The organism is Geobacillus sp. BK01 (genome assembly GCF_052220245.1).
Lineage (GTDB): Bacteria > Bacillota > Bacilli > Bacillales > Anoxybacillaceae > Geobacillus.
The window spans coordinates 266,779-293,142 of sequence record NZ_JBQPTH010000001.1; the positions used below are offsets into that span (position 1 = coordinate 266,779).

General features: G+C 53.9%; 31 protein-coding genes and 1 riboswitch. Of the genes, 25 read left to right on the plus strand and 6 right to left on the minus strand.

Annotated features, from left to right (window positions below):
• The first annotated feature begins 7 nt into the window (after nt 1–7).
• The 6 genes from rpmG (at nt 8) to ACTVDO_RS01400 (ending at nt 3,717) form a co-directional block, all read left to right on the plus strand.
• Nucleotides 8–157, plus strand: a complete 150-nt coding sequence (rpmG, locus tag ACTVDO_RS01375) for a 50S ribosomal protein L33 (RefSeq protein ID WP_008879868.1) — start codon at nt 8–10, stop codon at nt 155–157.
• A gap of 55 nt (nt 158–212) precedes the next feature.
• Nucleotides 213–782, plus strand: coding sequence for a 5-formyltetrahydrofolate cyclo-ligase (locus tag ACTVDO_RS01380; protein ID WP_020960583.1), 570 nt, complete (start codon nt 213–215; stop codon nt 780–782).
• The gene (locus tag ACTVDO_RS01385) at nt 772–1,548 is read left to right on the plus strand and encodes a DUF92 domain-containing protein (RefSeq protein ID WP_020960582.1); all 777 of its coding nucleotides are present in this window, start codon (nt 772–774) and stop codon (nt 1,546–1,548) included. Before ACTVDO_RS01380 ends, ACTVDO_RS01385 begins: the two co-directional genes overlap by 11 nt.
• Before the next feature lie 75 nt (nt 1,549–1,623).
• On the plus strand, nt 1,624–1,803 hold the full coding sequence (locus ACTVDO_RS01390) for a hypothetical protein (protein WP_020960581.1): 180 nt from the start codon (nt 1,624–1,626) through the stop codon (nt 1,801–1,803).
• Nucleotides 1,804–1,810: 7 nt separating this feature from the next.
• Entirely contained in the window at nt 1,811–2,548 is a 738-nt protein-coding gene (locus tag ACTVDO_RS01395) for an HAD family hydrolase (RefSeq protein WP_442900900.1), read from the plus strand.
• Between the two features lie 8 nt (nt 2,549–2,556).
• Nucleotides 2,557–3,717, plus strand: coding sequence for a rhomboid family intramembrane serine protease (locus ACTVDO_RS01400; protein WP_041267965.1), 1,161 nt, complete (start codon nt 2,557–2,559; stop codon nt 3,715–3,717).
• Here the strand turns inward: ACTVDO_RS01400 and ACTVDO_RS01405 are convergent.
• Nucleotides 3,714–4,583: a hypothetical protein gene (locus ACTVDO_RS01405; RefSeq protein WP_020960578.1), complete on the minus strand. Its 870-nt coding sequence runs from the start codon at nt 4,581–4,583 to the stop codon at nt 3,714–3,716. The genes ACTVDO_RS01400 and ACTVDO_RS01405 overlap by 4 nt on opposite strands.
• A gap of 125 nt (nt 4,584–4,708) precedes the next feature.
• Here ACTVDO_RS01405 and ACTVDO_RS01410 point away from each other — a divergent pair, with 125 nt between their 5' ends.
• The 4 genes from ACTVDO_RS01410 (at nt 4,709) to ACTVDO_RS01425 (ending at nt 8,709) form a co-directional block, all read left to right on the plus strand.
• Nucleotides 4,709–6,172: a spore germination protein gene (locus tag ACTVDO_RS01410; protein WP_020960577.1), complete on the plus strand. Its 1,464-nt coding sequence runs from the start codon at nt 4,709–4,711 to the stop codon at nt 6,170–6,172.
• Nucleotides 6,173–6,269: 97 nt separating this feature from the next.
• On the plus strand, nt 6,270–6,482 hold the full coding sequence (locus ACTVDO_RS01415) for a YqgQ family protein (RefSeq protein WP_020960576.1): 213 nt from the start codon (nt 6,270–6,272) through the stop codon (nt 6,480–6,482).
• Between the two features lie 7 nt (nt 6,483–6,489).
• Nucleotides 6,490–7,443, plus strand: a complete 954-nt coding sequence (locus ACTVDO_RS01420; RefSeq protein ID WP_020960575.1) for an ROK family glucokinase — start codon at nt 6,490–6,492, stop codon at nt 7,441–7,443.
• Nucleotides 7,444–7,545: 102 nt separating this feature from the next.
• A complete protein-coding gene (locus ACTVDO_RS01425; RefSeq protein ID WP_020960574.1) occupies nt 7,546–8,709 on the plus strand; it encodes a M14 family metallopeptidase in 1,164 nt (387 codons plus the stop codon).
• Between the two features lie 34 nt (nt 8,710–8,743).
• On the opposite strand, the gene ACTVDO_RS01430 is transcribed toward ACTVDO_RS01425, so the two are convergent.
• Nucleotides 8,744–8,920: a DUF2759 domain-containing protein gene (locus ACTVDO_RS01430; RefSeq protein ID WP_020960573.1), complete on the minus strand. Its 177-nt coding sequence runs from the start codon at nt 8,918–8,920 to the stop codon at nt 8,744–8,746.
• A 179-nt stretch (nt 8,921–9,099) separates the two neighbouring features.
• Here ACTVDO_RS01430 and ACTVDO_RS01435 point away from each other — a divergent pair, with 179 nt between their 5' ends.
• Together ACTVDO_RS01435 and ACTVDO_RS01440 are read left to right on the plus strand one after the other, a co-directional pair.
• Complete coding sequence (locus ACTVDO_RS01435; RefSeq protein WP_442900901.1) at nt 9,100–9,732, plus strand: MBL fold metallo-hydrolase; 633 nt, start codon at nt 9,100–9,102, stop codon at nt 9,730–9,732.
• 258 nt (nt 9,733–9,990) lie between these two features.
• Nucleotides 9,991–11,118: a class I SAM-dependent methyltransferase gene (locus ACTVDO_RS01440; RefSeq protein WP_442900959.1), complete on the plus strand. Its 1,128-nt coding sequence runs from the start codon at nt 9,991–9,993 to the stop codon at nt 11,116–11,118.
• 30 nt (nt 11,119–11,148) lie between these two features.
• On the opposite strand, the gene ACTVDO_RS01445 is transcribed toward ACTVDO_RS01440, so the two are convergent.
• Both ACTVDO_RS01445 and ACTVDO_RS01450 read right to left on the minus strand, forming a co-directional pair.
• The gene (locus ACTVDO_RS01445) at nt 11,149–11,391 is read right to left on the minus strand and encodes a DUF2626 family protein (RefSeq protein WP_008879854.1); all 243 of its coding nucleotides are present in this window, start codon (nt 11,389–11,391) and stop codon (nt 11,149–11,151) included.
• 164 nt (nt 11,392–11,555) lie between these two features.
• Nucleotides 11,556–12,254 carry a helix-turn-helix transcriptional regulator gene (locus ACTVDO_RS01450; protein ID WP_020960570.1) on the minus strand — a complete coding sequence of 233 codons (699 nt, stop codon included), beginning with the start codon at nt 12,252–12,254 and terminating at the stop codon, nt 11,556–11,558.
• Nucleotides 12,255–12,431: 177 nt separating this feature from the next.
• Between ACTVDO_RS01450 and comGA the strand changes: the two genes are divergently transcribed.
• The 8 genes from comGA to ACTVDO_RS01490 all read left to right on the plus strand — a co-directional run bounded on the left by comGA (nt 12,432) and on the right by ACTVDO_RS01490 (nt 17,013).
• Complete coding sequence (comGA, locus tag ACTVDO_RS01455; RefSeq protein ID WP_041267964.1) at nt 12,432–13,523, plus strand: competence type IV pilus ATPase ComGA; 1,092 nt, start codon at nt 12,432–12,434, stop codon at nt 13,521–13,523.
• Nucleotides 13,520–14,548, plus strand: coding sequence for a competence type IV pilus assembly protein ComGB (gene comGB / locus ACTVDO_RS01460; protein ID WP_020960568.1), 1,029 nt, complete (start codon nt 13,520–13,522; stop codon nt 14,546–14,548). The genes comGA and comGB overlap by 4 nt, the downstream gene beginning before the upstream one ends.
• Nucleotides 14,549–14,615: 67 nt before the next feature.
• The gene (gene comGC / locus ACTVDO_RS01465) at nt 14,616–14,912 is read left to right on the plus strand and encodes a competence type IV pilus major pilin ComGC (RefSeq protein WP_020960567.1); all 297 of its coding nucleotides are present in this window, start codon (nt 14,616–14,618) and stop codon (nt 14,910–14,912) included.
• On the plus strand, nt 14,902–15,339 hold the full coding sequence (gene comGD / locus ACTVDO_RS01470) for a competence type IV pilus minor pilin ComGD (protein ID WP_020960566.1): 438 nt from the start codon (nt 14,902–14,904) through the stop codon (nt 15,337–15,339). The genes comGC and comGD overlap by 11 nt, the downstream gene beginning before the upstream one ends.
• Entirely contained in the window at nt 15,323–15,649 is a 327-nt protein-coding gene (locus tag ACTVDO_RS01475; protein WP_020960565.1) for a type II secretion system protein, read from the plus strand. The genes comGD and ACTVDO_RS01475 overlap by 17 nt, the downstream gene beginning before the upstream one ends.
• Nucleotides 15,628–16,068, plus strand: coding sequence for a competence type IV pilus minor pilin ComGF (gene comGF / locus ACTVDO_RS01480; RefSeq protein WP_020960564.1), 441 nt, complete (start codon nt 15,628–15,630; stop codon nt 16,066–16,068). The genes ACTVDO_RS01475 and comGF overlap by 22 nt, the downstream gene beginning before the upstream one ends.
• A gap of 328 nt (nt 16,069–16,396) precedes the next feature.
• On the plus strand, nt 16,397–16,786 hold the full coding sequence (comGG, locus tag ACTVDO_RS01485; RefSeq protein ID WP_020960563.1) for a competence type IV pilus minor pilin ComGG: 390 nt from the start codon (nt 16,397–16,399) through the stop codon (nt 16,784–16,786).
• A gap of 47 nt (nt 16,787–16,833) precedes the next feature.
• Entirely contained in the window at nt 16,834–17,013 is a 180-nt protein-coding gene (locus ACTVDO_RS01490; RefSeq protein WP_020960562.1) for a YqzE family protein, read from the plus strand.
• A 76-nt stretch (nt 17,014–17,089) separates the two neighbouring features.
• On the opposite strand, the gene ACTVDO_RS01495 is transcribed toward ACTVDO_RS01490, so the two are convergent.
• Together ACTVDO_RS01495 and ACTVDO_RS01500 are read right to left on the minus strand one after the other, a co-directional pair.
• Nucleotides 17,090–17,884 (minus strand): YqhG family protein, encoded by a 795-nt coding sequence (locus ACTVDO_RS01495; RefSeq protein ID WP_020960561.1) that lies wholly within the window; start codon nt 17,882–17,884, stop codon nt 17,090–17,092.
• Nucleotides 17,871–19,535: a DEAD/DEAH box helicase gene (locus tag ACTVDO_RS01500; protein WP_020960560.1), complete on the minus strand. Its 1,665-nt coding sequence runs from the start codon at nt 19,533–19,535 to the stop codon at nt 17,871–17,873. Before ACTVDO_RS01500 ends, ACTVDO_RS01495 begins: the two co-directional genes overlap by 14 nt.
• A gap of 218 nt (nt 19,536–19,753) precedes the next feature.
• A riboswitch (glycine riboswitch) is annotated at nt 19,754–19,842 on the plus strand.
• A gap of 187 nt (nt 19,843–20,029) precedes the next feature.
• Here ACTVDO_RS01500 and gcvT point away from each other — a divergent pair.
• The 5 genes from gcvT to ACTVDO_RS01525 all read left to right on the plus strand — a co-directional run bounded on the left by gcvT (nt 20,030) and on the right by ACTVDO_RS01525 (nt 26,306).
• On the plus strand, nt 20,030–21,127 hold the full coding sequence (gene gcvT, locus ACTVDO_RS01505; RefSeq protein WP_020960559.1) for a glycine cleavage system aminomethyltransferase GcvT: 1,098 nt from the start codon (nt 20,030–20,032) through the stop codon (nt 21,125–21,127).
• A 19-nt stretch (nt 21,128–21,146) separates the two neighbouring features.
• The gene (gene gcvPA, locus ACTVDO_RS01510) at nt 21,147–22,493 is read left to right on the plus strand and encodes an aminomethyl-transferring glycine dehydrogenase subunit GcvPA (RefSeq protein WP_020960558.1); all 1,347 of its coding nucleotides are present in this window, start codon (nt 21,147–21,149) and stop codon (nt 22,491–22,493) included.
• Nucleotides 22,486–23,955 carry an aminomethyl-transferring glycine dehydrogenase subunit GcvPB gene (gcvPB, locus tag ACTVDO_RS01515; RefSeq protein WP_020960557.1) on the plus strand — a complete coding sequence of 490 codons (1,470 nt, stop codon included), beginning with the start codon at nt 22,486–22,488 and terminating at the stop codon, nt 23,953–23,955. Before gcvPA ends, gcvPB begins: the two co-directional genes overlap by 8 nt.
• 147 nt (nt 23,956–24,102) lie before the next feature.
• A complete protein-coding gene (locus ACTVDO_RS01520) occupies nt 24,103–25,086 on the plus strand; it encodes an aldo/keto reductase (RefSeq protein WP_442900903.1) in 984 nt (327 codons plus the stop codon).
• Nucleotides 25,087–25,115: 29 nt separating this feature from the next.
• Nucleotides 25,116–26,306: an ROK family transcriptional regulator gene (locus ACTVDO_RS01525; RefSeq protein ID WP_020960555.1), complete on the plus strand. Its 1,191-nt coding sequence runs from the start codon at nt 25,116–25,118 to the stop codon at nt 26,304–26,306.
• The last annotated feature ends 58 nt before the right edge of the window (nt 26,307–26,364 follow it).

Here is a 26,364-nt window from a genome sequence, read left to right on the forward strand (position 1 = left end):
AAAAAAGATGCGCGTGAACATTACATTGGCATGCACGGAATGTGGCGAACGCAATTACATTTCGTCCAAAAATAAACGCAACAATCCAGAGCGTCTCGAACTGAAAAAATATTGCCCGCGGGACCGCAAAGTTACGTTGCACCGCGAAACGAAGTAAGCAGTAGGAAGGTCATTCCTGCTGCTTTTGTCTTTATGTTGAAGGAGGGAGAACGATGGATGACAAACGGGAACTGCGCCGTCGTATGCTTGATCGTCTTCGACACCTTTCACGTGCTGAAAAGCAGGCATACGACCGGCGAATCGCTGCGTATTTATACGAGTGGCCGCAATGGCAAAAGGCGCAAGTGATCGCCATCACGGTGGCGAGAGAGACAGAAGTGGATACTGTGCCGATCATCGAACAAGCTTGGCGGGAAGGAAAAAAAGTTGGTGTGCCAAAATGCAATCCGCTGACGAAAACGATGACGTTCCGGCAAATTCAGTCGTTCACTCAACTAGAGAAAGCGTATGCCGGACTGCTCGAGCCGATCGAAGAACAAACAGTGGCAATCGGCCGTGATGAGTTTGATCTCATTATCGTTCCGGGGGTATGTTTCACCAAAAACGGCTACCGAATCGGTTATGGGGGCGGGTATTACGACCGATATTTGCCGGGGAGTGCGGCAGTGACGGCGGCACTTGCTTATTCGTTTCAAGTTGTAGACGATATTCCGGTCGAGGAGCATGATGTGCCGGTAGGGTTTATCATTACCGATCAAGGAGTCATTCATTGTGGGCGATGAATGGGGGTATGCTGCTGTTTCGGCCATCGCGGCTGGCGGCGGATGGTTGTCGCGGTCGCTGTCCGCCTCAGGGGCGGCGGCAGCCGTTGTCATCGGCACGCTGGTCGGGTGCGGTTTTTCTTGGGGCGGATTATGGGTGTTCGGACTCTTTTTTGCCAGTTCCAGCGCCTTTAGCAACGTTGGGAAGCGGAAAAAAGCAGCGATGGCGGAAAAATTGGCGAAAAGCGGGGGGCGTGATGCCGTCCAAGTGTTCGCCAACGGCGGGGTGCCGGCCGTTTTGGCGCTGTTGGCGTTGTTTCGCCCTGACCCTGCCTGGCATGCACTTTTCGTTGTCGCTGTCGCCGCAGCGAACGCCGACACGTGGGCGTCGGAAATCGGCTCCTTGAGCCGACGGCCGCCGCGGGCATGGCCGAGTTTCCGGCCGGTGGAAGCCGGCACGTCGGGGGCGGTGACGCTCCTTGGCACGGCCGCTTCCCTTGCCGGGGCGCTATTGATCGCCGCCGCCGGCGCGCACTTCCTTGACGCTGCTCCGGTGTCAGCCCTTGCGCTGTTCGGCTGGCTTGGCAGCTGGTTGGACACATGGCTTGGCGCCGCCTGGCAATCCGTTTACCGCTGTCCGGCATGTGGGGCAGCTACAGAGCGGAAATGGCATTGCGGACGAACGACGATCCATGTAAAAGGATGGCGCTGGCTTGATAACGATGCGGTCAACGCTTTGTCGATCGCCGGTGCGGTGCTTGCCGCTGCGTTCGTGTTGGCACGCTGACCAATCCGCTTCATAATTGGAGAGAAAAAGGGAAAAAGAATAACGAGCATATCATATGATGAAAGGGGAACACCAATGAACAAATGGTCGTACTCGCTATTGGCCATTGCCGCCGGCTGGCTTGCCTACCGTTACCGTTACCGGATGGCCGACTGGGCGTTGCGCGTTCCGCCGCTGCGAAAACAGCTCATCCGGTTTGCGCTCAACATTCCTGCAGTACGCGGCGCTCTCGTTTCGCAAATGTTGCGCACGTGAGGCAACGATGAAACGGTGGGAAGCCGTTTGGTTTGATTTGGATGAGACACTTATCGACTATGAGCGGACGTTTCACGCCGCCATCCGTCATTGTTTTCATCGCTTTTTTTCGGCCGCTCCCGTTTCGTTTTCCGTTTGGTTTCCGATTTTTAAAGAGGCATGTGACCGGTATTGGGACGACTACGAAGCCGGGACGTTGACGCGGCGCGCTTACCGCCGGCTTCGCTTTCTCGATGCGGCGCGCGCTTGCCAAATTGAAGCAGACGAGGAGATGGCCGACCGGTTTCACGCTTATTTTGATGAGGCAGTCAGCCGATTTGCTGTTGCTTTGCCGGGCATAACCGGCTTGCTTTGTCAATTGCGCGCGGCAAACGTGCCGCTAGGTGTTATTACGAACGGCAGCGGCGTCATTCAGCGGCGCAAACTGACCGCCTGCGGCCTTCACGTCTTTTTCCGCAGCGATGCGGTCGTTATTTCCGAAGAAGTCGGATATGAAAAGCCGGCGGCAGCGATTTTTCATTACGCCGGAGACAGGCAGCCATCTAAGCAGCCGGTATATGTTGGCGACTCGTGGAAATTGGATGTAGAGGGCGCGCTTAGCGCTGGTTGGGAGGCTGTATATTTTCGGCCGCGGCAACCGGCTCCCGTTGGTTCGTCTGTCCCTGTTTGCCGGACGGTCGGCGAATTGGCCGCCTTGCTGCTCGGTGGACTTGGTCTCGTCAGGAAAAGGGAGAGGGGAATGTGATCGGAACGATGGATGCATTGTTTTGGCAGCTTGTTCATCTTTTACTCCGCGGCGGTTACCGCATCGCGCGGGTGTCCGAGCGCGGCGATGAAATATGGCTTGAATCGGCCCACTGGCGGCGTCCGACTCTTATCCGTCTGGCGCGTGCCGATTTTGATTGGAGCCGGTCGCTGCGCCTTGATATGGAGTATACGTGGCAATTCATTCGGCAAATGAACGGGCGAAAAATCGGCAACGGGGGGCGGGTCGTCAATGTATATGTGATGGCGTATCCGCCGGTGGATGACTGGGAGTTTCTCATCAACGAACCGCTGCCGCTTTCAGGGACAGGTGATGGTGCGTTCCATACGCTTGTGATTCATAGCGGCAACATAGGCGAGATGCTCCCGCGGCTTGAGGACATGACTGGCGCCACGCTCATTCCGCTGCCGTCCTTGGAAGGATCCGATCCGCTTGCCGCTGCTAGGCGGTTAAAGCACGAGGTGCTAACGGAATGGCGCCGCCAACGGGAGGAAGAACGGCGCATTTTTGAATATGGCAAGCCGGTGTTTACCCGGCTGTTGATCATGGTGCAAGTCGCCATGTTTCTCATTCTCGAATGGAGCGGCGGCAGCACGAACCCGGACGTCTTAATCCGTTATGGCGCTAAGTTTAATCCGCTCATTGAAATGGGAGAGTGGTGGCGCTTTTTGACGCCGATGTTTTTGCATATCGGGTTTTTACATTTGTTGACCAATACATTCGCTTTGTATTATTTGGGGATGACGGTTGAGCGATTGTACGGTTCGTTTCGATTTTTGCTCATTTATACAACAGCCGGCTTTTTTGGGACGTTGGCGAGTTTTTTGTTTACCCCGTCTATCTCCGCCGGGGCGTCCGGCGCCATTTTCGGATTGTTTGGGGCGCTTCTTTATTTCGGCACGGTATATCGGCACTTGTTTTTTCGCACGATCGGCATGAACGTCATCAGCTTAATCGTTGTGAACTTGCTGTTTGGCCTGCTTGTCCCTGGCATCGATAACGCTGGCCATATCGGGGGGCTGGTCGGCGGCTTTTTAGCGGCGGGCGCTGTCCATTTGCCGAAGCGCACCGCCCGGGGGCGGCAGGTCAAGGCGTTGGCTGCTGCCGCGCTGCTGGCCGCCGCCGGTTTATGGTTCGGCTTTCGTTAAGGAACTTGGATGAGCATCACTTTTTCGCCATTTTTCGCCTCGAGCAAGATAAAGATTCGACGATAATCTTTTTGAATTAAAATGAGCGGCATCGTGCTGCCGGCCGGCGGGAGGATGGAACCATCCTCTTTTTTTATGCCGAGAATATACGATTTGTACAGCCCTTCCCATAGGCGGCCGATGATGGTTTGTGTTTTTGCTGTTGACAAGCCGGGCAGCGGCTGTTCTGTATAGGCAACTAATTCTGGCAAGTAAAGGGCGTAATAGTCGTCTTTCGACAAGGAAAAGTAAGCGAGCAATTCGTCCGCTTTATGACGGAGAAATTCGTTGGCCGCCTTGTTTAAGACGCGCTGCCATTCGCGTTCAGCGTCTGTTTTCGGACGCCGGAACGACGTGAACGGATAGTACGGCGAGTCGATGACATACAAGTACGTACTTGACATCGTCTGGCTGCTCGTAATGCTTTCCCCTTTATGCAGTTCACCGTGATGGAACGTAATCGCTTGGAAAAAACGGCTGTCATGCGCCATCACTGTCTTCCCCATTCGGATTACATCTACATCTGTTTCCCATTTGGATAACACATCGACTAACCGGCCGTCGGCAAACAACAGAGAGACGTCTTGGCGCAAATAGGCGGAACGATTTAAAGTGGAGGCGGCTGACCAGCGCAGCGCATAGCGCTCTCGTCCTTTTTTGGCTTTGGGCACAAGCGTCGTGTTTGCTTCGATGAATGCTGCTTCGTGGTCGAGTGGGAAAAATTTGATCGTTTCGACGGTGCGATGGCGCTCCCACCATGAGAAGAGCGAAGCCGCGGCGGCCATGATGGCGGCAAGCAGCGCGGCAATTATCACCCATCTTTTCATGACATCCTCCTGGATTGGACAAGGTTTTCACCAATATATGCATGGAAAGGAACATTTATGTATGAATTTCCTTTCGGTTGTCTATGATGGGGAGTATACAGTGAACGATACGCAGGGGGATGATGATGGACAAACGCGCGCCAAAACAGCCGGCTTCCCGCCGCCTCCACGACAATGCGGCTTACTTGGCTAAACGGCTCGGAGTCGGCAAAAGTTTTGATGTTATTCGCCTTGACCTTGAGTATGGCGGTCGGGCAATGGCGTTGTTTATGATCGATGGATTTGTCAAAGACGATATTTTGCACCATTTAATGAAATATTTATCCCGCCTTGAAGAACATGAGCTCAAAGCTCATCCACTCGAGAAGCTGTTAAAGACGCATCTTCCTTACATTGAAATTGGGCAAACGGACGATCTCGAGGAAGCGGTCGCCGCGGTGCTTGCCGGGCCGACAGCACTCGTTGTGGATGGGATCGAACGAATCATTTTGATCGATGCCCGCACTTACCCAGTGCGCGGACCGCAAGAACCGGATACTGAACGGGTTGTGCGCGGAGCGCGCGATGGCTTTGTCGAGACGTTCGTCTTTAACACCGCGCTCATCCGCCGCCGTGTCCGGGATCCGTCGCTACGCATGGAGTATGTGCAGGTGGCACGGCGTTCAAAAACGGACATTTGCATTTGCTATATCGAGGAAATCGCCGATCCGGAACTCGTCCGCCGTGTCCGTCAGTCGATCGCCGCCATTGATACGGACGGGCTCGTGATGGCGGAAAAAACGGTTGAGGAGTTTATTTCCGGACGGCATTGGAACCCGTACCCGGTCGTCCGCTATACAGAACGCCCTGATACGGCGGCTGCCCATTTGTACGAAGGGCATGTGCTTGTCATTGTGGACGGGTCGCCAAGCGTGATTATTACTCCGGCGACGTTTTGGCATCATCTGCAGCATGCCGAAGAATACCGGAACAAGCCGATCGTTGGAGCGTATTTGCGGCTTGTCCGTTTTTTAGCTGTCTGGGCGTCAGTGTTTTTGCTGCCGCTTTGGTACTTGTTCATGACAGAGCCGGAGCTGCTGCCGGGGCCCCTGCAATTTTTAGGAAAGGCGAAATTAGGCGATATTCCACTCTTTGCCCAACTTTTTATGATTGAGGTTGGGATGGATATGCTGCGGATGGCTGCCATTCATACCCCATCTTCGCTGGCCACTGCGCTTGGTCTCGTCGCCGCGCTTATGATCGGTGGCATTGCGGTGGAAGTCGGTCTTTTTTCCAATGAGGTGATTTTATATTTTTCTGTCGCTGCCATCGGCACGTTTGCAACGCCGAGCTATGAAATGAGTTTGGCAAACAGGCTTGTCCGCATCGCTTTGCTTATCTTATCCGGCTTGTTCGGCCTGTTTGGCTATGTGCTCGGCATTACCGTTTGGATCATCGCCTTGGCCCGGATGTCGTCGTTTGGCATTCCGTATTTATGGCCGTTCATTCCGTTTTCTTACCGGGGGATGCGCGATGTGCTCATCCGTTCGCCGATACCGTTGAAAAACCGGCGGCCGGCCGTTCTTCATCCGCGCGACCCCGACCGCTAACGCAGGTGCTGTTTCCATCAGCGCCTGCGTTTTTTTGCCTTGACGGCCGCCGTTGTTTGCCGCTACATTAGAAGAGGGAAAAGGAGCTTAGAGGACGATGAAGACCGTATATGATGTGCAACAGCTGCTCAAACAGTTTGGTACGATCATTTATGTCGGCGACCGGCTCGCCGATTTAGAGCTGATGGAAGAGGAAGTGAAAGAACTGTACGAATCCCAGCTGATCGATGTCAAACAGCTGCAGGCCGCTTTGCTGATTTTGCGGCACGAGGCACAAATCGAGCGGGACAAACAAGCGAAAAAAGGATGAGGACGAAATGCAACAATGGTTGGTAGGTGTGGATCTTGGCGGCACGACGACCAAAATGGCGTTCATGACAACGGACGGCATCATCGTGCACAAATGGGAAATACCGACAGATATCTCAAATCAAGGAAAACATATCGTCACCCATATTGCCCGGTCGCTTGACGAGACGCTTGCCCGGCTTGGCGAGACGAAGGAACGGTTGCTCGCCATCGGCATCGGTGCTCCCGGGCCGGTGCAAGAGGAAACCGGAACGCTGTATGAGGCCGTCAATTTAGGGTGGAAAAATTACCCTTTGAAACAACAGTTGGAAGCGGCGACAGCGCTGCCGGTCGCTGTGGATAACGACGCCAATATCGCTGCGCTCGGCGAAATGTGGAAAGGAGCCGGGGGCGGCGCCCCCCACTTGCTGTTTGTGACGCTCGGCACCGGCGTCGGTGGGGGAGTGATCGCCAACGGCGCCATCGTGCGTGGGACGAACGGCGCCGGCGGGGAAATTGGACATATGACGATGATCGTTGACGGCGGTGCACCGTGCAATTGCGGCAAAACCGGCTGCCTTGAAACGATCGCGTCAGCGACCGGCATCGTGCGGATCGCCAACGAAAAACTAGCGGCCGACGAGCGGCTAAGCGCGCTGCGCGGCGGGGAGGTCACCGCCAAAGCCGTGTTTGATGCCGCTAAAGCGGGCGATGCGCTCGCCCTTGAAGTCGTTGACGAAGTGACGCACTATCTTGGCTTGGCGTTGGCGAACGCCGCCAATGTAACCAACCCGGAGAAAATCATCATCGGCGGCGGCGTCTCGAAAGCAGGCGACATACTCGTTGAGCGTGTTGCCGCCCATTTCCGCCGCTACGCTTTTCCGCGTGTCGCCGACGGGGCGGAGATCGCCTTGGCGACGCTTGGCAACGATGCCGGCGTCATCGGCGGCGCCTGGCTAGCTAAGGTGCTCGCTAGTGCATAAACAACAACGGCTGGCTGCCAGATGGCGGCCAGCCGTTGCTTTCATTTTTTGGCGTCTCGTGACATATGTTGAAGATAGAAGAATGGGAAGGGGAGAAGGCGCATGCACATGCAAGCATGGCCAGGCGATACGTTTGAGAAGTATGGACGATGGTTTCGCGTGCCGACCGAGTTAATCGCAGACGCCAATCCGCACGTCGAAAAGGGAACGCTGCGCCCGGGACAGACGGTCGCCATCCCGGGCTATGAGATGATGGATACATGGGAAGCACTCGCCGGCTGCCTGGCGCTGCCCGTTGAGACGCTGCGGCGGTTGCCGGGGGCGATGGCAGTCGTCAATGGAACGGCGCCGCTGCCAAAGCGGATCATGTCTCCGATCGTTCGCCGTGCCCAGCCATACGATTTTGCCGCCCTTGCCGAAGATATCGCGGCTATTATCCGCTGCTACCCGTTTGTGCGCCAGCGGACGATCGGCCATAGCGTACTCGGGTTGCCGCTTATCGAGCTGCAAATCGGACGCGGGCCCGTACGTGTCCATATGAACGGATCGTTCCACGCTAACGAATGGCTGACGACCGCGGTGTTAATGGCGCTCATTGATGATTATTTACGAGCGCTTGTCGATGATGCCGTGCTTGCCGGCCATCGGGTGCTTGAGTATTACCATAAAGTCACCCTTTCGATCGTGCCGATGGTCAACCCGGATGGCGTCAACCTTGTGCTGAACGGCCCGCCCGAAAAGGAGCCGCACCGGAGCGAAGCCGTCCGCATCAACGGCGGCTCGTTCGATTTTTCGCAATGGAAGGCGAACATCCGCGGCATTGATTTAAACAACCAATTTCCTGCCCGTTGGGAAATTGAACAGGCGCGCAAACCCCCAAAGGCGCCGGCGCCACGTGATTTCCCCGGCTTTGCCCCGCTCACCGAGCCGGAGGTGAAGGCCATGGCGGCGTTGGCGGAAGCAAGCGATTTTGCGATGGTTGTCGCATTTCATACACAAGGGAAAGAAATTTATTGGGGATATGAAGGATTGGAGCCTCCAGAAGCGGAAAAGACCGTCAACGCGATGGCGGAAGCAAGCGGATACAAGGCTGTCCGCTATATCGACAGCCATGCCGGCTATCGTGATTGGTTCATTCAGACGTGGAAGCGGCGCGGCTATACGGTCGAGCTCGGCGAAGGAGTCAATCCATTGCCACTCTCGCAATTTGGGCAAATTTATCGGGACGCCCTCGGTCTGTTTTTGGCAACGCTTAAAATGGCGTAAAAAACGCAAGAGGCTCGATTCGCCTCTTGCGTTTTTAATGCGTGCCGGTCGGAATCCCTTGATGCAAAATCGTCATGATTGTAAACCAACCGAATACGGCGGCAGTAGCAAGTCCGAATAAAAATCCGAGCACGTTTTTCTCGCGCAACGTGCGGAACATTCCATAAAGGGCAAGCAGAGCCACGAGCGCAAAAATAATGACTGTACCCATCATTTTCCCCCCTCATGAAACAGTATGTACAAACGAGTCCATTCTTTTTCATTGTAATCTTTTTTCTTCCATTTGTCGAGGTCCATTCCCTTTTTATTTTTCCCTTTCATCGCGTGGGAAAAACCAGTAAAATAAAGCTAAACATGCATTGGCCATGCCAGATAAAGGAGGAAACGGTTATGGAATGGACTCGCATCCCTGTCGGCCCGATTCAGGCGAACGCCTACCTTTTGTCGGCTGAAGACGGCGCATGCGTCATCGTTGACCCCGGAGCGGAAGGAGCGGCGCTCGTTCGCCGGATTGAAGAAAAACAGCTGACTCCGATGGCGATTTTATTGACGCACGCTCATTTTGACCATATCGGCGGTGTTTCGGATGTGCTCGCCCGCTGGGACATTCCGGTGTATTTGCATGAAAACGAAAAACAGTGGCTGCAAGACCCGGCGCTAAACGGCTCGCTGTATTTCGGCGGTCCGGTCGTTGTCCGCTGCGAACCGACATCCATCACAGGGCCGATGACGCTGACGGTCGGGCCGTTTACGTTTGACGTCCGTGAAACGCCGGGCCATTCGCCAGGCAGTGTCTCATATTATTGCGAAGCGGCAAAGCTCGTGTTCTCTGGCGATGCGCTGTTTGCCGGCAGCATCGGACGCACCGACTTGCCAGGTGGCCACCATGAACAGCTGTTGACGAGCATTCATCGCGAGTTGTTGACGCTGCCTGAAGAGACGATGGTCTTGTCCGGACACGGACCGGAGACGACGATCGGCATGGAAATGGATACGAATCCGTTTTTGCATGGATTTTCATAAAAGAAAAGCAACGCTCGAATCCGAACTGTTGTTCAGACCTTTTGCGCCTTGCTGCATTTCATGAAAAACAGGCAGACGCCCGTCGTCTGCCTGTAAACCAGAAAAAACCCTTCTTAGCCGCGCCAAGAAGGGTTTTGGGGGATGTTCTATCCACAATCATGGGAGGGGATATAGTTAAGCTACTACTATAATAACGATATACGATTGTTTTCACTATGTCAATAGTAAAAAAATAAAAAATTGGGGAAGGAATGAATGATGGATCAACTGTACAAGAGCATTGCCGCCGCGCCGGACGGGAGGGTGTCATACGCTGATTACATGCAAATGGCCCTTTATGATGAACGTTTCGGCTATTACATGCGTGAGAGAGAAAAAATAGGAAAGGAAGGTGATTTTTTTACGAGCAGCTCTTTGGCGGCGGCGTTCGGAAAAGCGCTCGCTTCGTTTTGGATTCGGCTCGTGGAACGGGGAGGGCTGCCGCCGGCCGTTTGCGAATGGGGGGGCGGGGACGGGCGTTTGGCGCTGGCCGTATTAGAGGAATGGAAGAAAAAAAGCCCGCATACATATAGAAATTTGTCGTATACAATCATTGACCAAAGCCCGTTCCACCGCCGACGGCAACAAGAAACACTGCGTCCGGTTGCGGAAAAGATAAGGCAATATGACGGCGTTTCCCGCTGGCTGGCCGAGTGCGGGCCGTTTTCCGGCATCGTGTTTAGCAACGAGTTTTTTGACGCTTTTCCCGTTCATGTCATCACAAAGGAACATGGCGTTTTGTACGAGTGTTTCGTCGCCGCCCGCGGCGGCCGGCTCGTCGAGGAAAAAGCGCCGCTGCACGACCCGGATATTATCCGTTATTTAGATGAACGAAGGTTGGTTCTCACCGAAGGCCAGCGCTTGGAAGTGCCGTTGGCGGTGAAGCGGTTTTGGCTTGAGATCGGGCCGCTGTTCCGACAGGCGGTGATGGTGACAATCGATTACGGCTGCACCGATGAACAGCTGGGCGCACCGGCGCGGCGGCATGGAAGCCTGCGCGGCTATTTTCGCCATCGGCTCATTGCCGACCCGCTCTGTCATCCGGGGGAGATGGACTTGACATCTCATGTGCAATGGGATGCGCTTCGTTTATACGCCCGGCAGACCGGATGGGAGGAAGTGGCGTTTGTCCGCCAAGACCGGTTTTTATTGGCGGCCGGCCTCTTAAACGAATGGGTCGTTTCTGAAAGCATGGAGTTGTTTTCGCCGGTAAACCGACAAAACCGGATGATTCGCACACTTATTGCCGATGACGGCATCAGCCGTTTTTTCGATGTGCTCGTTCACCAAAAAGGAACAAAGCTTTCCGCTGCCGACATTTGGGCGGCGCCGGAGTTTTTGCCGTAAAGAAAAACAGGCAGAAAGATCTGCCTGTTTTTATTCGCCCATGCCGGGCACCATCATAAACGTCGTCCAATACGTGAACGCGGCAAAGAAAATGGTTAAATACGCCCCGAAAATATAGATGTACATTCTCTCGGTCAGTTTTAAAAAGCCGAGGAACAGGAAAAACACCGTTTGGCCAAAGAAGATGAGTGATGTCGTATGCATATGGCCGAGGTAAAACATGACAGCGAAAATGCCGGTCCAAAAAGCGAGCACGCGGAACATGCGGTCCATTATGTATCCCTCCTTTTATACAATCCATTGGTCTTTACTTATTATAATGTACAATAGTTGGGAATGTAAATAACGCTTTCGGACAGGCTGTAAGAAAAAAAGATGGGGCGCCTGCCGCCCAGCCGCCGCCCAATATGAAGGAAAAAGGAGGAGACAGGCTGCTGCTACGGACGGATGGCGATGCGGTAGGCGCAGCGGCGGCTGCCGTCCATCATATTTTCTGTTTCAGCCATTTTCGCATCGGCAAACAGCACGTCCACCATTCCTTCCAGAAACGAATGATGCATGCCGCACACTGTATCAGGATGCTGTGCAGCGATTTCTTTGAACGGACAGTTGAAAATGTCGAGGTAAAGCACTCCTTCGTTCTCTTCATAATGGAATTGCGGAAGAAATCCGGCCGCCTCAGCTGCTTCTTCCATGATGCGGATTTTGTCTTCCAAGGTAAGCGCGCTTGCTGAACCGTTATGCGGCAGGCGATTGGCAACGAGTTCATAACCAAACTGCTTTCCTGTTTCACGCAACGCCTCGATCCCGGCCGGCCCCAGTTTGGCCATCGTCTGAATGGCGATGCGGGCAAGAAGCTGGTAGTCACGGAACGGAAAATACAAACCGACGACTTCGTCAGATAACCGGTACAATCGGCTCGGCCGCCCGCCTTTTCCCGTCTTTTGTGTATCCGATACGACCATGCGAACGTCTTCAAGCTTTGTCAAATGAAGACGGGCGACGTTCGGATGGATATGGAACTTTTCAGCAATCTCCTGAACCGAAACTTCGCGGTGTATTTTAGCCATGTATTCGTAAATATGAAATCTTGTTGGGTCGGACAGCACGTTTGTAATTTTTAATGTTTGTTCCATCGGGGTTCCCTCCTAAATAAATCATTGATACGGTTATTATAATGAAATAGGTGAAGGCGAGGAATGATTTTTGTCACTATTGACGATAAGTGAGCAAAAGTTCAAAAAATGTTCACGAAAAAAATTTCGACAGCAGCAGGAAAACCGATAACGTCCGTCGAAATTCAAAGCAACCTAATGGAAGGGAGGGAATATGCGCTGGATGATATCGAACAAGTAGCGAACCGTCTCCTCGCTGAAGCGGTGCAGCGCCGCGCCTCTGACCTTCACCTCATTCCGCGCCGCCATGATGCGGCCATCCGCCTCCGTGTTGACGGCATGCTCATCGATGTTGGTACGCTCCCGAAAGAGATCGCCGAACGCGTCATCGTGCATTTCAAATTTTTAGCCGACATGGATATCGGTGAACGGCGCCGTCCGCAAAGCGGGGCGATGGAAGTAAACGAATCCGGGGAAACGGTCTATTTGCGCTTATCGACGCTGCCGACGCTTTACGACGAAAGCCTCGTCATCCGCCTCTTGCCGCAGCGCTTTTCGCTGCCGCTTCGCGAACTATCCTTATTTTCCCACTCCACCGCACGATTGTTTTCCTTTATGCAGCAGCCGCAAGGGCTCATATTGCTGACCGGCCCGACCGGGTCGGGAAAGACGACGACGTTGTACACCCTTCTTGATGTTTGTCAAGCGGAAAGACAGCGCAACATCATCACATTGGAAGATCCAGTCGAAAAACGAAATGACCGGTTTTTGCAAGTGCAGATCAATGAAAAAGCAGGCATCACGTATGCGGCCAGCTTGAAAGCCGCTTTGCGCCATGATCCGGATGTGTTAATGGTCGGGGAAATCCGCGATCATGATACGGCGGCCATCGCCGTGCGGTCATCGTTGAGCGGACACTTGGTCGTGTCGACCATGCATGCCGCGGATGCCGTCGGTGCGGTGTACCGGCTGCATGAATTCGGTGTGCCACCCGGCGACTTGGCTGAAACGCTGCTTGCCGTTTCGGCGCAGCGCCTTGTCGAGCTATGCTGTCCGCTATGTGGCGACGATTGCCATCCGGCGTGTCGCCGGCTTCAACGCAGACGGCGTGCCGCCGTCCATGAACTGCTTTACGGACCGGAGCTTATGAATGTCATCCGTTCGCTGTCGGACAGTGATGGGCGACGGCCCCGCCGCCATATGACATTAGGGCGCCTCATCCGCAAGGGAATCGCGCTTGGTTATTTGCCGACCCGCGCGCTTGAGCTTGCCGAAGGGGGAGAGCGATGAGGAGAAAAATGTGGCCGCTTGCTGAACAAGCGTTGTTTTTTATCCGGCTCGGCCGGCTGCTTGAGCGCGGCTACCCGCTCGGACACGCGCTCGAATTTTTAGCCATTCAAGCGCCGGTGAAGCGTCGGTTGGAGCTTGAACGCTGCTTGCAGCAGCTGCGGGCCGGGTCGCCTCTTTTTGTCGCCATCGGGGGGATGTCCATCGACCGCATCGCCATCAGCCTGCTCTTTTTTGCCGAGCGGCACGGCGATTTGCCCCGCGGCATGGCGGAGGCGGGAGCGGCGCTTGCGCAAAAAGCGCGCTTCGGCGAACAATTGCGCCGCTTCAGCCGCTATCCTCTTTTTCTCTTTGTTTTGCTCATTGTCATGCTCGTGTTCATGCAACGATGGCTGCTCCCGCAATTTGAGCAGACCGCCGCGGCGCTTTCGCCCGGAAATGAACAGACTTCTTTACTTATTGCGCTCATTGCCCATGCGCCGATGGCATTGGCAGGCATCGCCGCCTTCCCCATATTCTTCTGGTTGTTTTACGCCGCTTTCTTCCGCCGTTGGCCGGTCGCCCGCCGGCTTCAGTTCGCTTTATCCATTCCATGGTGCGCCTTATTGGTGAGATTGGTTGCCACATATGTAATGGCCCGTCAGCTCGGCCGCCTGCTGCAAGCGGGTTTGTCCGTTTATGAAGCGCTCGGCGTCTTTAGCGAACCTTTTTCCTGGCCGTTTCTGCAAATGGAAGGGAAACGAATCCGCGAAGGGTTGGTAAAAGGGATGGCGCTTGACGATCTCGTCAGCGCCGCCCGCTACTACGAGCCGGAGTTGACGCTTGTCATTCGCCACGGTCAGTCGAACGGCGAACTTGGCAAGGAACTCGAACATTATGGGGAGTTTTTGCTGCAAGTGATCGAAAAGCGGCTCGAAACGGCGCTGAAGCTTGTGCAGCCGGTGCTGTTGTCAGCGGTCGGAGCATTCGTCGTCGGAATGTACTTGGCCATTTTGTTGCCGATGTTTTCGATGTTAAATGGATTGTAAGGCTGCTTAGGGGATATGCGGCGGTTACGGATGAGCGCGAACCATGATGATGCAAGGAGGAGTTGCCGTGAACGAAAAAGGATTTACACTCATTGAAATGCTGATTGTGTTAATGGTCATTTCGGTGTTGCTGTTAGTGGCGATTCCGAACATTACGAAGCATAACGGCATGATCAACGACAAAGGATGTGAGGCGCTTGTCAATACGGTGCAGGCGCAAGTGAAGGCATATGAGATGGAGCATAACAAAATTCCAACCATTCAAGAATTGCTCGATGGCGGGTATATTAAATCAGATAAATGCCCAAACGGCCGTGCGATCCAAATTAACGAGAACGGCGATGTGAGCGAAGTTGGCTCGTAACGGCGGGTTTACGCTGCTTGAAATGCTTGTTGTGTTGTCGGCTGCACTGCTGTTGGCCGCGCTCGTTGCCCCGACCCTCAGCGGGATCATGCACCAACGTGAGGAAACGTATATGTTGGCACTGTTGCGCGCCGATTTATACGGCGCCCAGCAACATGCCGTCGCCAGACGGGTGAAAGTGTCCGTGTTTTTTACCGAGGGGAGCGGCGAGTATCGGGCGGTTGATACGGATAGCGGCCAGCGGATCATCGTCCGCACGCTTCCGGCGCCATGGCAGTTTCAGCTCGGCACGCTGCGCAACCCGCTTATCTTTACCGATAACGGCAATATCGAACAAGGCGGGACCGTTTGGGTAAAAAGTCGCAAAGGCAATTATAAAGTGACATTTTTGCTCGGAAAAGGGCGGTTTTATGTGCAAAAAATGTAGCGGCGGGTTTTTGCTTGTTGAGGGATTGTTTGCTCTTGTGCTGTTATGGACGACAGCTGCTGTTCTCCTTCCTTTGTTCATGCAAGTGGTGCTCGAACGGAACAACCTTGTGCTTGAGGAAAAGGCCCGCCGACTGATAGCCGTTGCCTTGTATGAAGAGCCGTTTGTCGGTGAAACGACGGTGGTGGACGGGCGAACAACGTTTCGCCTGCAGGCGCACGAGGAAGGAGGACGGATGTGGAAAGTATGCGTGCGCTGGAACGATTACGCCGGCCGCGAGGTGGTGAGATGCGGGTACGGAAAGCGGTAGCCGGGGGACAGGGATTTACACTTTTAGAAGCACTGTTGGCACTAACGGCCGCATTGACCGTTGCGGCTGTCATCCCGGTGTTGCTGTCTGTCCGCCCGCTTGGTGTTGTTGCGCCGGTTGACGGGTTTACGCACCTTGAATGGCGTTTGTTTTTACAGCAATTGCAAATCGAGTTGCATGAAACGGAACGATGGTCGGCGGATGGGACAACGCTTTATTTGCAAAAATGGAACGGCGATCAGGTGAGCTTTTCGTTCGTCAAGTCCAATGTAATCCGTCAAGTGAATGGAACGGGCAACGAAACAGCGCTTCGCCATGTGCAGGCTGTTTCGTACCGTGTTGGTGTCCGCGGCCTGTTTGTGCAAGTGACAGGGGACGATGGCATCGTTTATGAGGCGTTTGTGGCGCGGGCGTTTTAGCGGAAGCTCTGCCTGTTCGATCGCGAGCGGCTCTTAGCGGCCGCTTTGCTTCCTTTGACTCGGGAGGGGATATTTCGATGTGAGGATTGTGGACTTGAAATGGACAGAGATCGAAAGACAGCATCAATCTTTCGAACTACCTTGCATAGCGATTTGTACCGTGAGTTGCATGGGAAGTGAAGTCTTCGGAGCGTCAACGAAACGAGAGTAGCTTCGGCGAAATCGGACGCGATGAGCAAGGAAGCAAACGAAAACTGCTGCAACGTTCTTGTAGAATTTTGTAAGTTTTGCGTAACGGGACGAAGGAATGAAAGGAGGAAAGGGAAAGATGGGACGTCAGGACGGTGTCATTTTTCCGCTTGTAGCGGTCGTCGCGCTGCTGTTTGCTTTTTCCGTTACGCACGTCCTGCTTTTATATGAAGTGGAACAACAGGCGATGCATGACGCCCGTCAGGCCGTTGAGGCGGATGAGCTCGTGCAGATGGCCGTATTTGACGTAAGAGAACAAATCGCGGCGTCGGATCCATCGATGGTCGGGCATGAAGGGGAATGGACGTACCCGCGCGGGACAGCTGTCTATCGTTGGGAAAAAGAGGGGGAAACGAGCGTCCGAGTCGCCTTGTCCGTCCGCTCGTCATCCGGACTGAGAAGAAGTGTTGTGTTTACGGTGGTGCTCCCGGCGCTCCATATAACCGAATGGAGCGAACAAAACGATTAAAAAAGGAAAGAGACGGAAAAACTAAAAGAAAAAAAGGGGGGACGCTGATGGCGGTCAACGATTACGTCAAATTTGTCACTCAGCAGTTTGTCGCGTATATGGATATGCCGAAGGAGGAACGGACGCGGCGGCGAAGCGAGCGAAAACAAGAACGGCCCCCGCTCTCTTACCACCTGTTCGGCATGATGCCGCTTTCGCTCCGCTTGTTGTTTCGGCGCCGCCCGTAACGGACGCCCGCTGGCCGACCCGGCCGGCGGGCGTTTTGCGCTTAAATGGCACCGGCTGATCCCGCGTATAGGGTTGTTACGAGGAGTGCGGCATTAAATAGAAAAGACCACCGTTAATGACGGAAACAGTGATGCGCGGCTTATACTGTTTTTCAAGCGCTTCTTTCTCGATATAATAACATTCCGGCTTTTCTTCCGCATCTTTGTAAAATTCATCAAGGAGCGCCAAATCGTCAGCCCAGCGTTGGCGCGCTTCGTTGGCCCACGTATGATCGTCGGCGGCGATGCGGCCGCGAATATATTGTTCAAGGCGGCTGATGCCGCTTCGTAGCTTAATGAGGGGGGAAATGGTGAAACAATAGTCCGGGATTTTCGGCGTCAGCCGCCGCTCACGCAGCCGTTCGTGAAACGATTCGATCATTGTTCCGCTGATAAGATGCAGGCCAAGGGAAACGATGTCATCTTTTTTTCGGTCGCATTCGTACGAAATGACAACGTTCATGCCAAGCCACGGATGAAGGGCGGCGTTTCCGGCAAGCGGGGCGTCCGGCTCTTCGTACAGGCGGATAAAGCTGCCGCGCTTTTGTGCTGAGCGGAACAGCTGGTGCAGCCGCGGCGCTCCAAAATGAAGCCGGTCGCCTTTTAGCTTGTTCGTCTTTTCACTCGGGCGGGTGATCAGCGTCAGCTGCATCGGTTGCGGAACGCCGCCCGTCCGTTCGATGTAATGCCAATAAAATGGACGGTTCATCAGCTCTTTATCCATTTCTGCCGTCAGTTGGACCGTCATATAGTCGTCGTTCGCTTCCAAAAACGTGCAGCCGTTGGCGGCAAAATAGCGTTCCACAAAACGGCGGATTTCATGTTGCTGCATGCCGCTCGCCTCCTGCTTTTCTAAGTTGTTCGGCAAGTTCGATCATCGCCATGATGTTTTCCATTTTAATTTTCATTTCTCCTTCGCTCCGCGAGTGGACGAGGGCGTCTTCAAAGTAATGCTCAAGGTCGGCGAGGTTCATGTTCGCCAAAATGTCGTCCAATTCGCCGACGACCCGTTCGAACAGGCGGATTTTTTCATACAATAGTGTTAAAATATGTTCTTCCACCGTCTGTTTGACAGCAAAGTTGTAAATGTAAACATCATCGGTTTGGCCGAGCCGGTGGACGCGGCCGATCCGCTGTTCAAGGCGCATCGGGTTCCACGGCAAATCGTAGTTGATGACATAGCGGCAAAACTGCAGGTTAATGCCTTCACCGCCCGCTTCGGTGGCGATGAACACTTGGGCGTGGTGTTTAAACAGCTCCTGCATCCAGTCTTTTTTGCCGCGCCGGAAGCCGCCGCGAAATGGGACGGATGAAATGCCGTGCTGTTTTAAAAACCATTGTAAGTACAGCTGCGTCGCCCGATATTCAGTGAAAATAATCACTTTGTCATTAATGGAGCGGATGAGTTCAAGCGCTTTTTCCGCCTTTGAATTCGTCGTGACGGCGTTGATTTTTTCCAGCACCTGCTCGAGCGCTTCAGGGATGGCTCCTTCGCATTTCTCCATCATATTTTTTATGGTTAAAAACAGCGCTTCACGGCTGCTGCACGCTTCGCGAAGCAAGGTAATGAGCGAAAACGAACCGGCGAACGACTCATGCCGGAGCGCTCTCACTGCTTCGTACAGCTCGCGTTCTTCATCTGTAAATTCGATCAGCACCGGCTCGACGTGGCGCTTTGACCATTCGATCGGCGTATCAGCGCGGCGGTTGCGGATCATCACCTTGTTGACAAGCGCTTTTAAGTGTTCGTTTGTTTGCACCGCCCTTGTTTTGCCGTACGTTTTCGTAAACTGTTCGGCGTTGCCTAAATGGCCGGGCTTCAGGAGTGAGACAAGGTTGAAAATTTCTTCGATTCGGTTTTGGATGGGCGTTGCCGTCAGCAACAAACAAAACTTCTTTTTTAAATTTTGCACAAACTCGTAGTTTTTCGTTTTGTTGTTTTTCAGTTTGTGCGCTTCATCGATGATGATCATATCGTACGGCTGCTCGTAAATGATGTCGCGGTGCGGCGGTTTTTTCGCCGTATCAATCGAAGAAACGACAATGTCGCACTGTTCCCAGACATAGCTCTTTTTTTGCTGGACGGCCGGGATGAAAAACTTTTCGTTCAGCTCTTTCACCCATTGTGAAACAAGGGAGGCGGGAACGAGAATGAGCGCTTTTTTCACAAGGCCGCGAATCATATATTCTTTGAGGACGAGCCCGGCCTCAATCGTTTTGCCAAGGCCTACTTCATCGGCCAAAATTGCTTTGCCATTCATTTCTTCGACGACGCGGCGCGCCACTTCAAGCTGGTGTGGCAAAATCGTTAAATGCGGCAAATGTTTCGGTGCCTGCAAGCCGGTAAATTCCGGCACACTTAAATGATGGGCGGCCTCTAAAGCCAGCTCGTACATTTCCCAGTTCGCCCATGGGCCGTCTGTTTCAACGCGCGCAAGAAATTCCTCTTTCCACGCCCCGTCTAGTTTGATCTCAATGTCCATGGCCATCCCCTTCCCTCGATACGAATATTTATATCGATTATGGATAATAATTCAAGCAAAATAAGAACATTTTTGCAGTTAATTCCTATAAAAGTTCGTTTATTACCTATTGCCCTTTTTGAGTGGTTAATGGTAGTATAAATTTAGAACATTCGCATGAATGGTTGATGAGGGCGTTCTTTAGTATGCCCGCTTTGGAACAATTTATTGATCGGCGGATGACGGCAAGGGGAGAGACTACGGAATGTAGCGCCGAAGGAGCAAGCGGAAACGCGAATCTCTCAGGCAAAAAGACTCTTGCTTGACGCAGCTCTGGAGAGCGCCTGCATAAGGCAGGCCACCCAAGAGGAAACCGACCGGCTCGTGCGAACCGCTAATGGCTGTGCCGACCTAGAGCCGACGGGAAACTTTCAGGTGCCAGGACAGAGCCACCTTTTATATATAAAGGGTGGAGTCTGTCCTTTTTTGCGTCACAGATCAAAGGAGGGAATCGGATGCTGAAGCGCACGCCACTCTTCCCGGTGTATGCCCGTTACGGTGCCAAAACCGTCGAGTTTGGCGGCTGGGAAATGCCGGTACAATTTTCGAGCATTAAGGAGGAACATGAGGCCGTAAGGACGCGCGCCGGGCTGTTTGATGTTTCGCACATGGGGGAAATTACTGTCCGCGGCCGCGGCAGTCTCGCCTTTTTGCAAAAGCTGATGACGAACGATGTCACCAAGCTGCGTCCGGGGCGGGCACAATATACGCTCATGTGTGATGAAAACGGCGGCACGGTTGATGACTTGTTAATCTACTATAAAGGAGAAGACGATTATTTGCTTGTCGTCAACGCCGCCAATACGGAAAAAGATTTTGCTTGGCTGAGCGAGCACATTGATTCAGATGTCGAACTCGAAAATATTTCGGCGCAGACAGCGCAACTCGCCTTGCAAGGGCCGGCGGCTGAACGCGTGCTGCAAACGTTGACCGATGTAGAGTTGTCGGCTTTACGCCCGTTTTCGTTCGTCGACGATGTCGAAGTCGCGGGTGCGAAGGCACTCGTTTCACGCACAGGCTACACGGGCGAGGATGGATTTGAAATTTACTGCCAAGCTGAGGATGCCATCGCTTTGTGGGACGCCATCTTAACGGCCGGGGCCGAAGACGGGGTCGTTCCATGCGGGTTGGGAGCGCGCGATACACTTCGGTTTGAGGCGTGCCTGCCGCTTTACGGACAAGAGTTGTCCGACACGATTTCCCCGCTTGAAGCCGGCCTTGGCTTTGCTGTCAAAACAGAAAAAGAGACGCCATTTATCGGTCAAGCTGCACTGAAGCAACAAAAAGAAGCCGGGCTGCCGCGTCGGCTTGTCGGCATCGAAATGATCGACAAAGGGATTCCGCGCCATGGCTACCGCGTGTATGCCTCCGGCGAAGAAGTCGGCTTCGTCACGACCGGCACACAGTCACCGACGTTGAAAAAAAATATCGGCTTAGCCCTTGTGAAAGCGGAAGTAGCCGCGATCGGCCAAGAAGTAGAAGTGGAGATCCGCGGCAAACGATTAAAAGCAACCATTGTACCGACCCCGTTTTACAAGCGGGCCAAGTCATAAGTAAGGGGGAAGGAAAACCGTGCTCCACCGTTATTTGCCGATGACGGAAGAAGACAAACAAGAGATGTTGAAGACGATCGGTGTCGCCTCGATCGATGAACTGTTCGCCGACATTCCGGAACAAGTCCGGTTCCGCGGCGAGCTGAATGTGAAACCGGCGAAATCTGAGCCGGAGCTGTGGAAAGAGTTAAGTGCATTAGCGGAGAAAAACGCCAATGCGAAGCAATACGTTTCCTTTTTAGGCGCCGGGGTGTACGATCATTATATTCCGGTTGTCGTCGACCATGTCCTGTCTCGCTCCGAGTTTTACACGGCGTATACGCCATACCAACCGGAAATTTCCCAAGGCGAGCTGCAGGCGATTTTCGAATTTCAAACGATGGTATGCGAACTGACCGGCATGGATGTCGCCAACTCGTCGATGTACGACGGCGGCACGGCGCTCGCCGAAGCGGTTTTGCTTAGCGCCGCTCATACGAAGCGGAACAAAGTGCTCATCTCGTCCGCTGTCCACCCGCAGTACCGCGAAGTGGTGCGCACGTATGCAAAAGGGCAGCAGCTCGAGGTGAAGGAAATCCCGTATAACGGCGGTGTCACGGATGTTGAGGCGCTTGCTGCCGAACTGGGGGACGATGTGGCGTGCGTTGTCATTCAATATCCGAACTTTTTCGGCCAGATCGAGCCATTGAAAGCGATCGAGCCGCTCGTCCATGAAAAGAAAAGTTTATTTGTTGTCGCCAGCAATCCGCTTGCGCTTGGCGTTTTGACGCCGCCAGGGGCATTAGGGGCGGACATCGTTGTCGGCGACATGCAGCCGTTTGGTATTCCAATGCAGTTCGGTGGTCCGCATTGCGGCTATTTTGCCGTTAAAGCGCCGCTTATGCGGAAAATCCCGGGCCGTCTTGTCGGGCAGACGACCGATGAAGACGGGCGCCGCGGGTTTGTGTTGACGCTGCAGGCGCGTGAGCAGCATATCCGCCGCGACAAAGCGACATCAAATATTTGCTCGAACCAGGCGCTAAATGCCCTTGCGGCTTCGGTGGCGCTCTCGGCGCTTGGCAAGCGGGGCGTAAAAGAGATGGCGGCGATGAACATGCAAAAAGCGCATTACGCAAAAAGTGAGTTGGAAAAACGGGGCTTGCTGTCGCCGTTTGCCGGTCCGTTTTTCAACGAATTTGTCATCCGGCTCGGCTGCCCGGTTTCTGATGTGAACGCCCGCCTGCGGCAAAAAGGAATCATCGGCGGCTACGACCTTGGTGTTGAGTATCCGGAGCTTGCCGACCATATGCTTGTTGCTGTCACGGAATTGCGGACGAAAGAAGAAATCGATCGGTTCGTCAACGAATTGGGGGATTGCCATGCATAACGATCAACCGCTCATTTTCGAACGAAGCAAGCCAGGACGAATTGCCTACAGCCTTCCGGCGCTCGACGTTCCGGCCGCTGATCTTAACGAACTCGTTCCGGCTGACTATTTGCGTACTGAAGAGCCGGAACTGCCGGAAGTGTCGGAATTAGACTTAATGCGCCACTATACGGCCCTCTCAAAGCGGAACCACGGCGTCGATTCCGGATTTTATCCGCTCGGGTCGTGCACAATGAAATACAATCCGAAAATCAATGAAAACGTCGCCCGCCTCGCCGGATTTGCCCACATCCATCCGCTGCAGCCGGAAGAAACGGTGCAAGGGGCGCTTGAACTGATGTACGACTTGCAAGAGCATTTGAAAGAAATCACGGGCATGGATGCGGTCACCTTGCAGCCGGCCGCCGGCGCGCACGGCGAATGGACAGGGCTGATGATGATTCGCGCCTATCATGAAGCGAACGGTGACTTCGGGCGGACGAAAGTGATCGTTCCTGACTCGGCGCACGGCACGAATCCGGCTTCAGCAACCGTCGCCGGCTTTGAGACAGTGACAGTCAAATCGACGGCTGACGGCCTTGTCGATTTAGAGGATTTGCGGCGCGTCGTCGGCGCCGATACGGCGGCGCTCATGCTCACCAACCCGAACACGCTCGGGCTGTTTGAAGAGCAGATCGTCGAAATGGCGGAAATCATTCATGAAGCAGGCGGCAAGCTGTATTATGACGGTGCGAACTTAAACGCCATTCTCGGTAAGGCGCGCCCAGGAGATATGGGGTTTGACGTCGTCCATTTAAACTTGCATAAAACGTTCACCGGCCCGCACGGCGGCGGAGGCCCAGGTTCCGGACCGGTCGGGGTGAAGGCCGATCTTGTACCGTTTTTGCCGAAACCAGTCATCGCCAAAGGGGAAAACGGCTATTATCTCGATCATGACCGCCCGCAGTCGATCGGCCGCGTCAAGCCGTTTTACGGCAACTTCGGGATCAATGTCCGGGCATACACGTACATCCGCTCGATGGGACCGGACGGCTTAAAAGCGGTGAGCGAATACGCTGTCTTAAACGCCAACTATATGATGCGCCGGCTCGCCGAGTATTACGATTTGCCGTATGACCGCCATTGCAAGCACGAGTTCGTCCTCTCCGGCAGACGGCAAAAGAAACTTGGCGTCAGAACGCTTGATATCGCCAAACGGTTGCTTGACTTTGGCTTCCATCCGCCGACCGTCTACTTTCCGCTCATTGTTGAGGAGTGCATGATGATCGAGCCGACTGAGACGGAGTCGAAAGAAACACTCGATGCGTTCATCGACGCGATGATTCAAATTGCCAAAGAAGCAGAGGAACAGCCGGAAGTTGTACAAGAAGCACCGCATACGACCGTCGTCAAGCGACTTGATGAAACGACGGCAGCGCGCAAACCGATTTTGCGGTATCGAAAAGTAGAAGAAAGCCATTAAGCTGAACAATCGATCAGCGGCCCGCCCGACAATGGGGCGGGCTCTTTTTTTGGCGGATATACACCGCCAGTGGACATTGACAGAAAAGTTTAGTTAGTTTATCATATAAACTAATAGAAATTAATCCATCTAGAAGGGGAGAAAGACATGCATTATCGCCAACTAGGAAACACCGATCTGACCGTGAGCGAACTTAGCTTCGGCACGTGGGCGATCGGCGGCTCATGGGGGAAAATCGATGATAAGGAATCGTTGCGCGCGCTTGCTTATGCCATAGAGCGCGGCGTCAACTTTTTTGATACGGCCGATGTGTATGGCGACGGCCATAGCGAAGAGCTGTTGGCGAAGGCAACGAAAGGAAAAGAAGACCGCATCTACATTGCGACAAAGTTTTGCCGTGCCGGCGATATTCACGACCCGAAGACATACTCCGAAGCGTCGGTGCGCGCGTATTGCGAGGCAAGCCTGAAACGGCTTGAGCGCGAGGTGATCGATTTGTACCAAATTCATTGTCCGCCGTTTGAAATCTTAAAACAAGGCGCGGTCTTTGAAGTGCTGGAAAAGTTGAAACAGGAAGGGAAAATCCGCTATTACGGCGTCAGTGTTGAAACGATCGAAGAAGGGCTGTTCGTCATCGAGCATTCAGGGGCGAGCGCGCTGCAAGTCATTTTTAACATCTTGCGGCAAAAACCGCTCGAACGGTTGTTTCCGGAGGCAAAACGGCTCGGTGTCGGCATTTTGGTTCGCCTGCCGCTCGCGAGCGGGCTGTTGACCGGCAAGTTTACGAAACAAACGACGTTTGCCGAGGATGACCACCGCTATTTTAACCGCAACGGAGAGCAGTTTAACGTTGGAGAAACGTTTGGAGGGCTTGAATTTGAAAAAGGGGTGGAGCTTGCTGATAAGCTGCGCTGGATCGCCAACGGGCGCGGCAGCATGGCGAAAGCGGCGCTCCGCTGGGTCATCGATCATGAGGAAGTGACATGCGCCATTCCGGGCTTTAAAACGGTGAAACAAGTTGAAGAAAACTTGGCGGCGTTGGCGGTACCATCGTTCAACCAAGAAGAAAAAGTGCAGCTCCGCCGGTTTTATGAGAACGAAGTGCATCCGCACATTCGCGGGGCATACTAAATCAATAAGATAAAAAGGATGACAAACACGTGCGGACAGGAAACATTACGCTTGTCAAAAAAATGAATAAACAGCTTGTGTTGAAATTGATTCGCGACCAACATCCGATTTCGCGTGCTGATATTGCGAAACGAACCGGGTTAAATAAAGCGACCGTTTCAGCGCTCGTCGACGAGCTGATCGCCGAGCATTTCGTCCATGAAAGCGGTATCGGTATTTCCACCGGCGGGCGCCGGCCGCTTATGCTTCGTTTTAATGCCGACGCCGGCTCGCTTGTCGGCATTGAGCTTGGCGTCAACTATTTGTACGCGGTGCTGACCAACTTAAACGCCGAAATTATATGGGAGCAGCGGCGTTCGTTCCGCCCGGAAGAGGGGCAGGAGGCCATTGTCAGTGAGATGATCGAACTGATTGAGGCGGCCATCCGCCGGGCCCCGGCGACGCCGTACGGCGTGATGGGGATCGGCATCGGTGTTCCCGGCGTCGTTCACACGGAAAGCGGGACAGTCATTTTCGCGCCGAATTTGCGCTGGGGCGATGTTGCGCTCGCCTCGGCTCTGCAAAAACGGTGGCCGCAATATCCGGTCATCATCGAAAATGAGGCGAAGCTCGCGGCGCTCGGGGAAAAATGGTTCGGCGCCGGCAAGGAGTTTGCCCATTTTGTCTACATTAGCACCGGCATCGGTATTGGCGCCGGCGTCGTCCTTCATCATCAGCTTTATCGCGGGGTGAACGGACTAGCTGGTGAAATCGGCCATCATACGATCGACTTAAACGGTGTCCGCTGCAACTGCGGCAACATCGGCTGTTGGGAAATGTACGCATCGGAAAAATATATTGAACGCCGTTTGGCGGAGGAAGGCCGTTCGGAATGGCTCGATGACCGTTTTTCCGTCGCCGCGATGGCGTTGGCGGCGGAACACGATGAACAGCTGGCCGGCATTTTGGAAGAAACGGGCCGCTATCTCGGCATCGGGCTGCTGCAAGTCATTTATGCGTACAACCCGGAAGCGGTCATTGTCGGCGGCCCGCTCGCCCGCGCCGGCGATTATGTGCTCCGCGCGGCCCGTAAAGAAGTGGGGGAGCGCATTCTCGTCAAAAAAGAAAACGAGCCGTACATGATCGTCTCAAAGCTGAAAGAAAAAAGCTGCGCCATTGGCGCGGCTGCTTCGGTATTGGAGGCGGTCGTTCTGCCGCCGGAATTTGAGTCGGCATTTTAATCGCTGCAGACGAAAAGAGGCGTCTGCCTTTTCTGGCGAACGCCTCTTTTTACAGCCC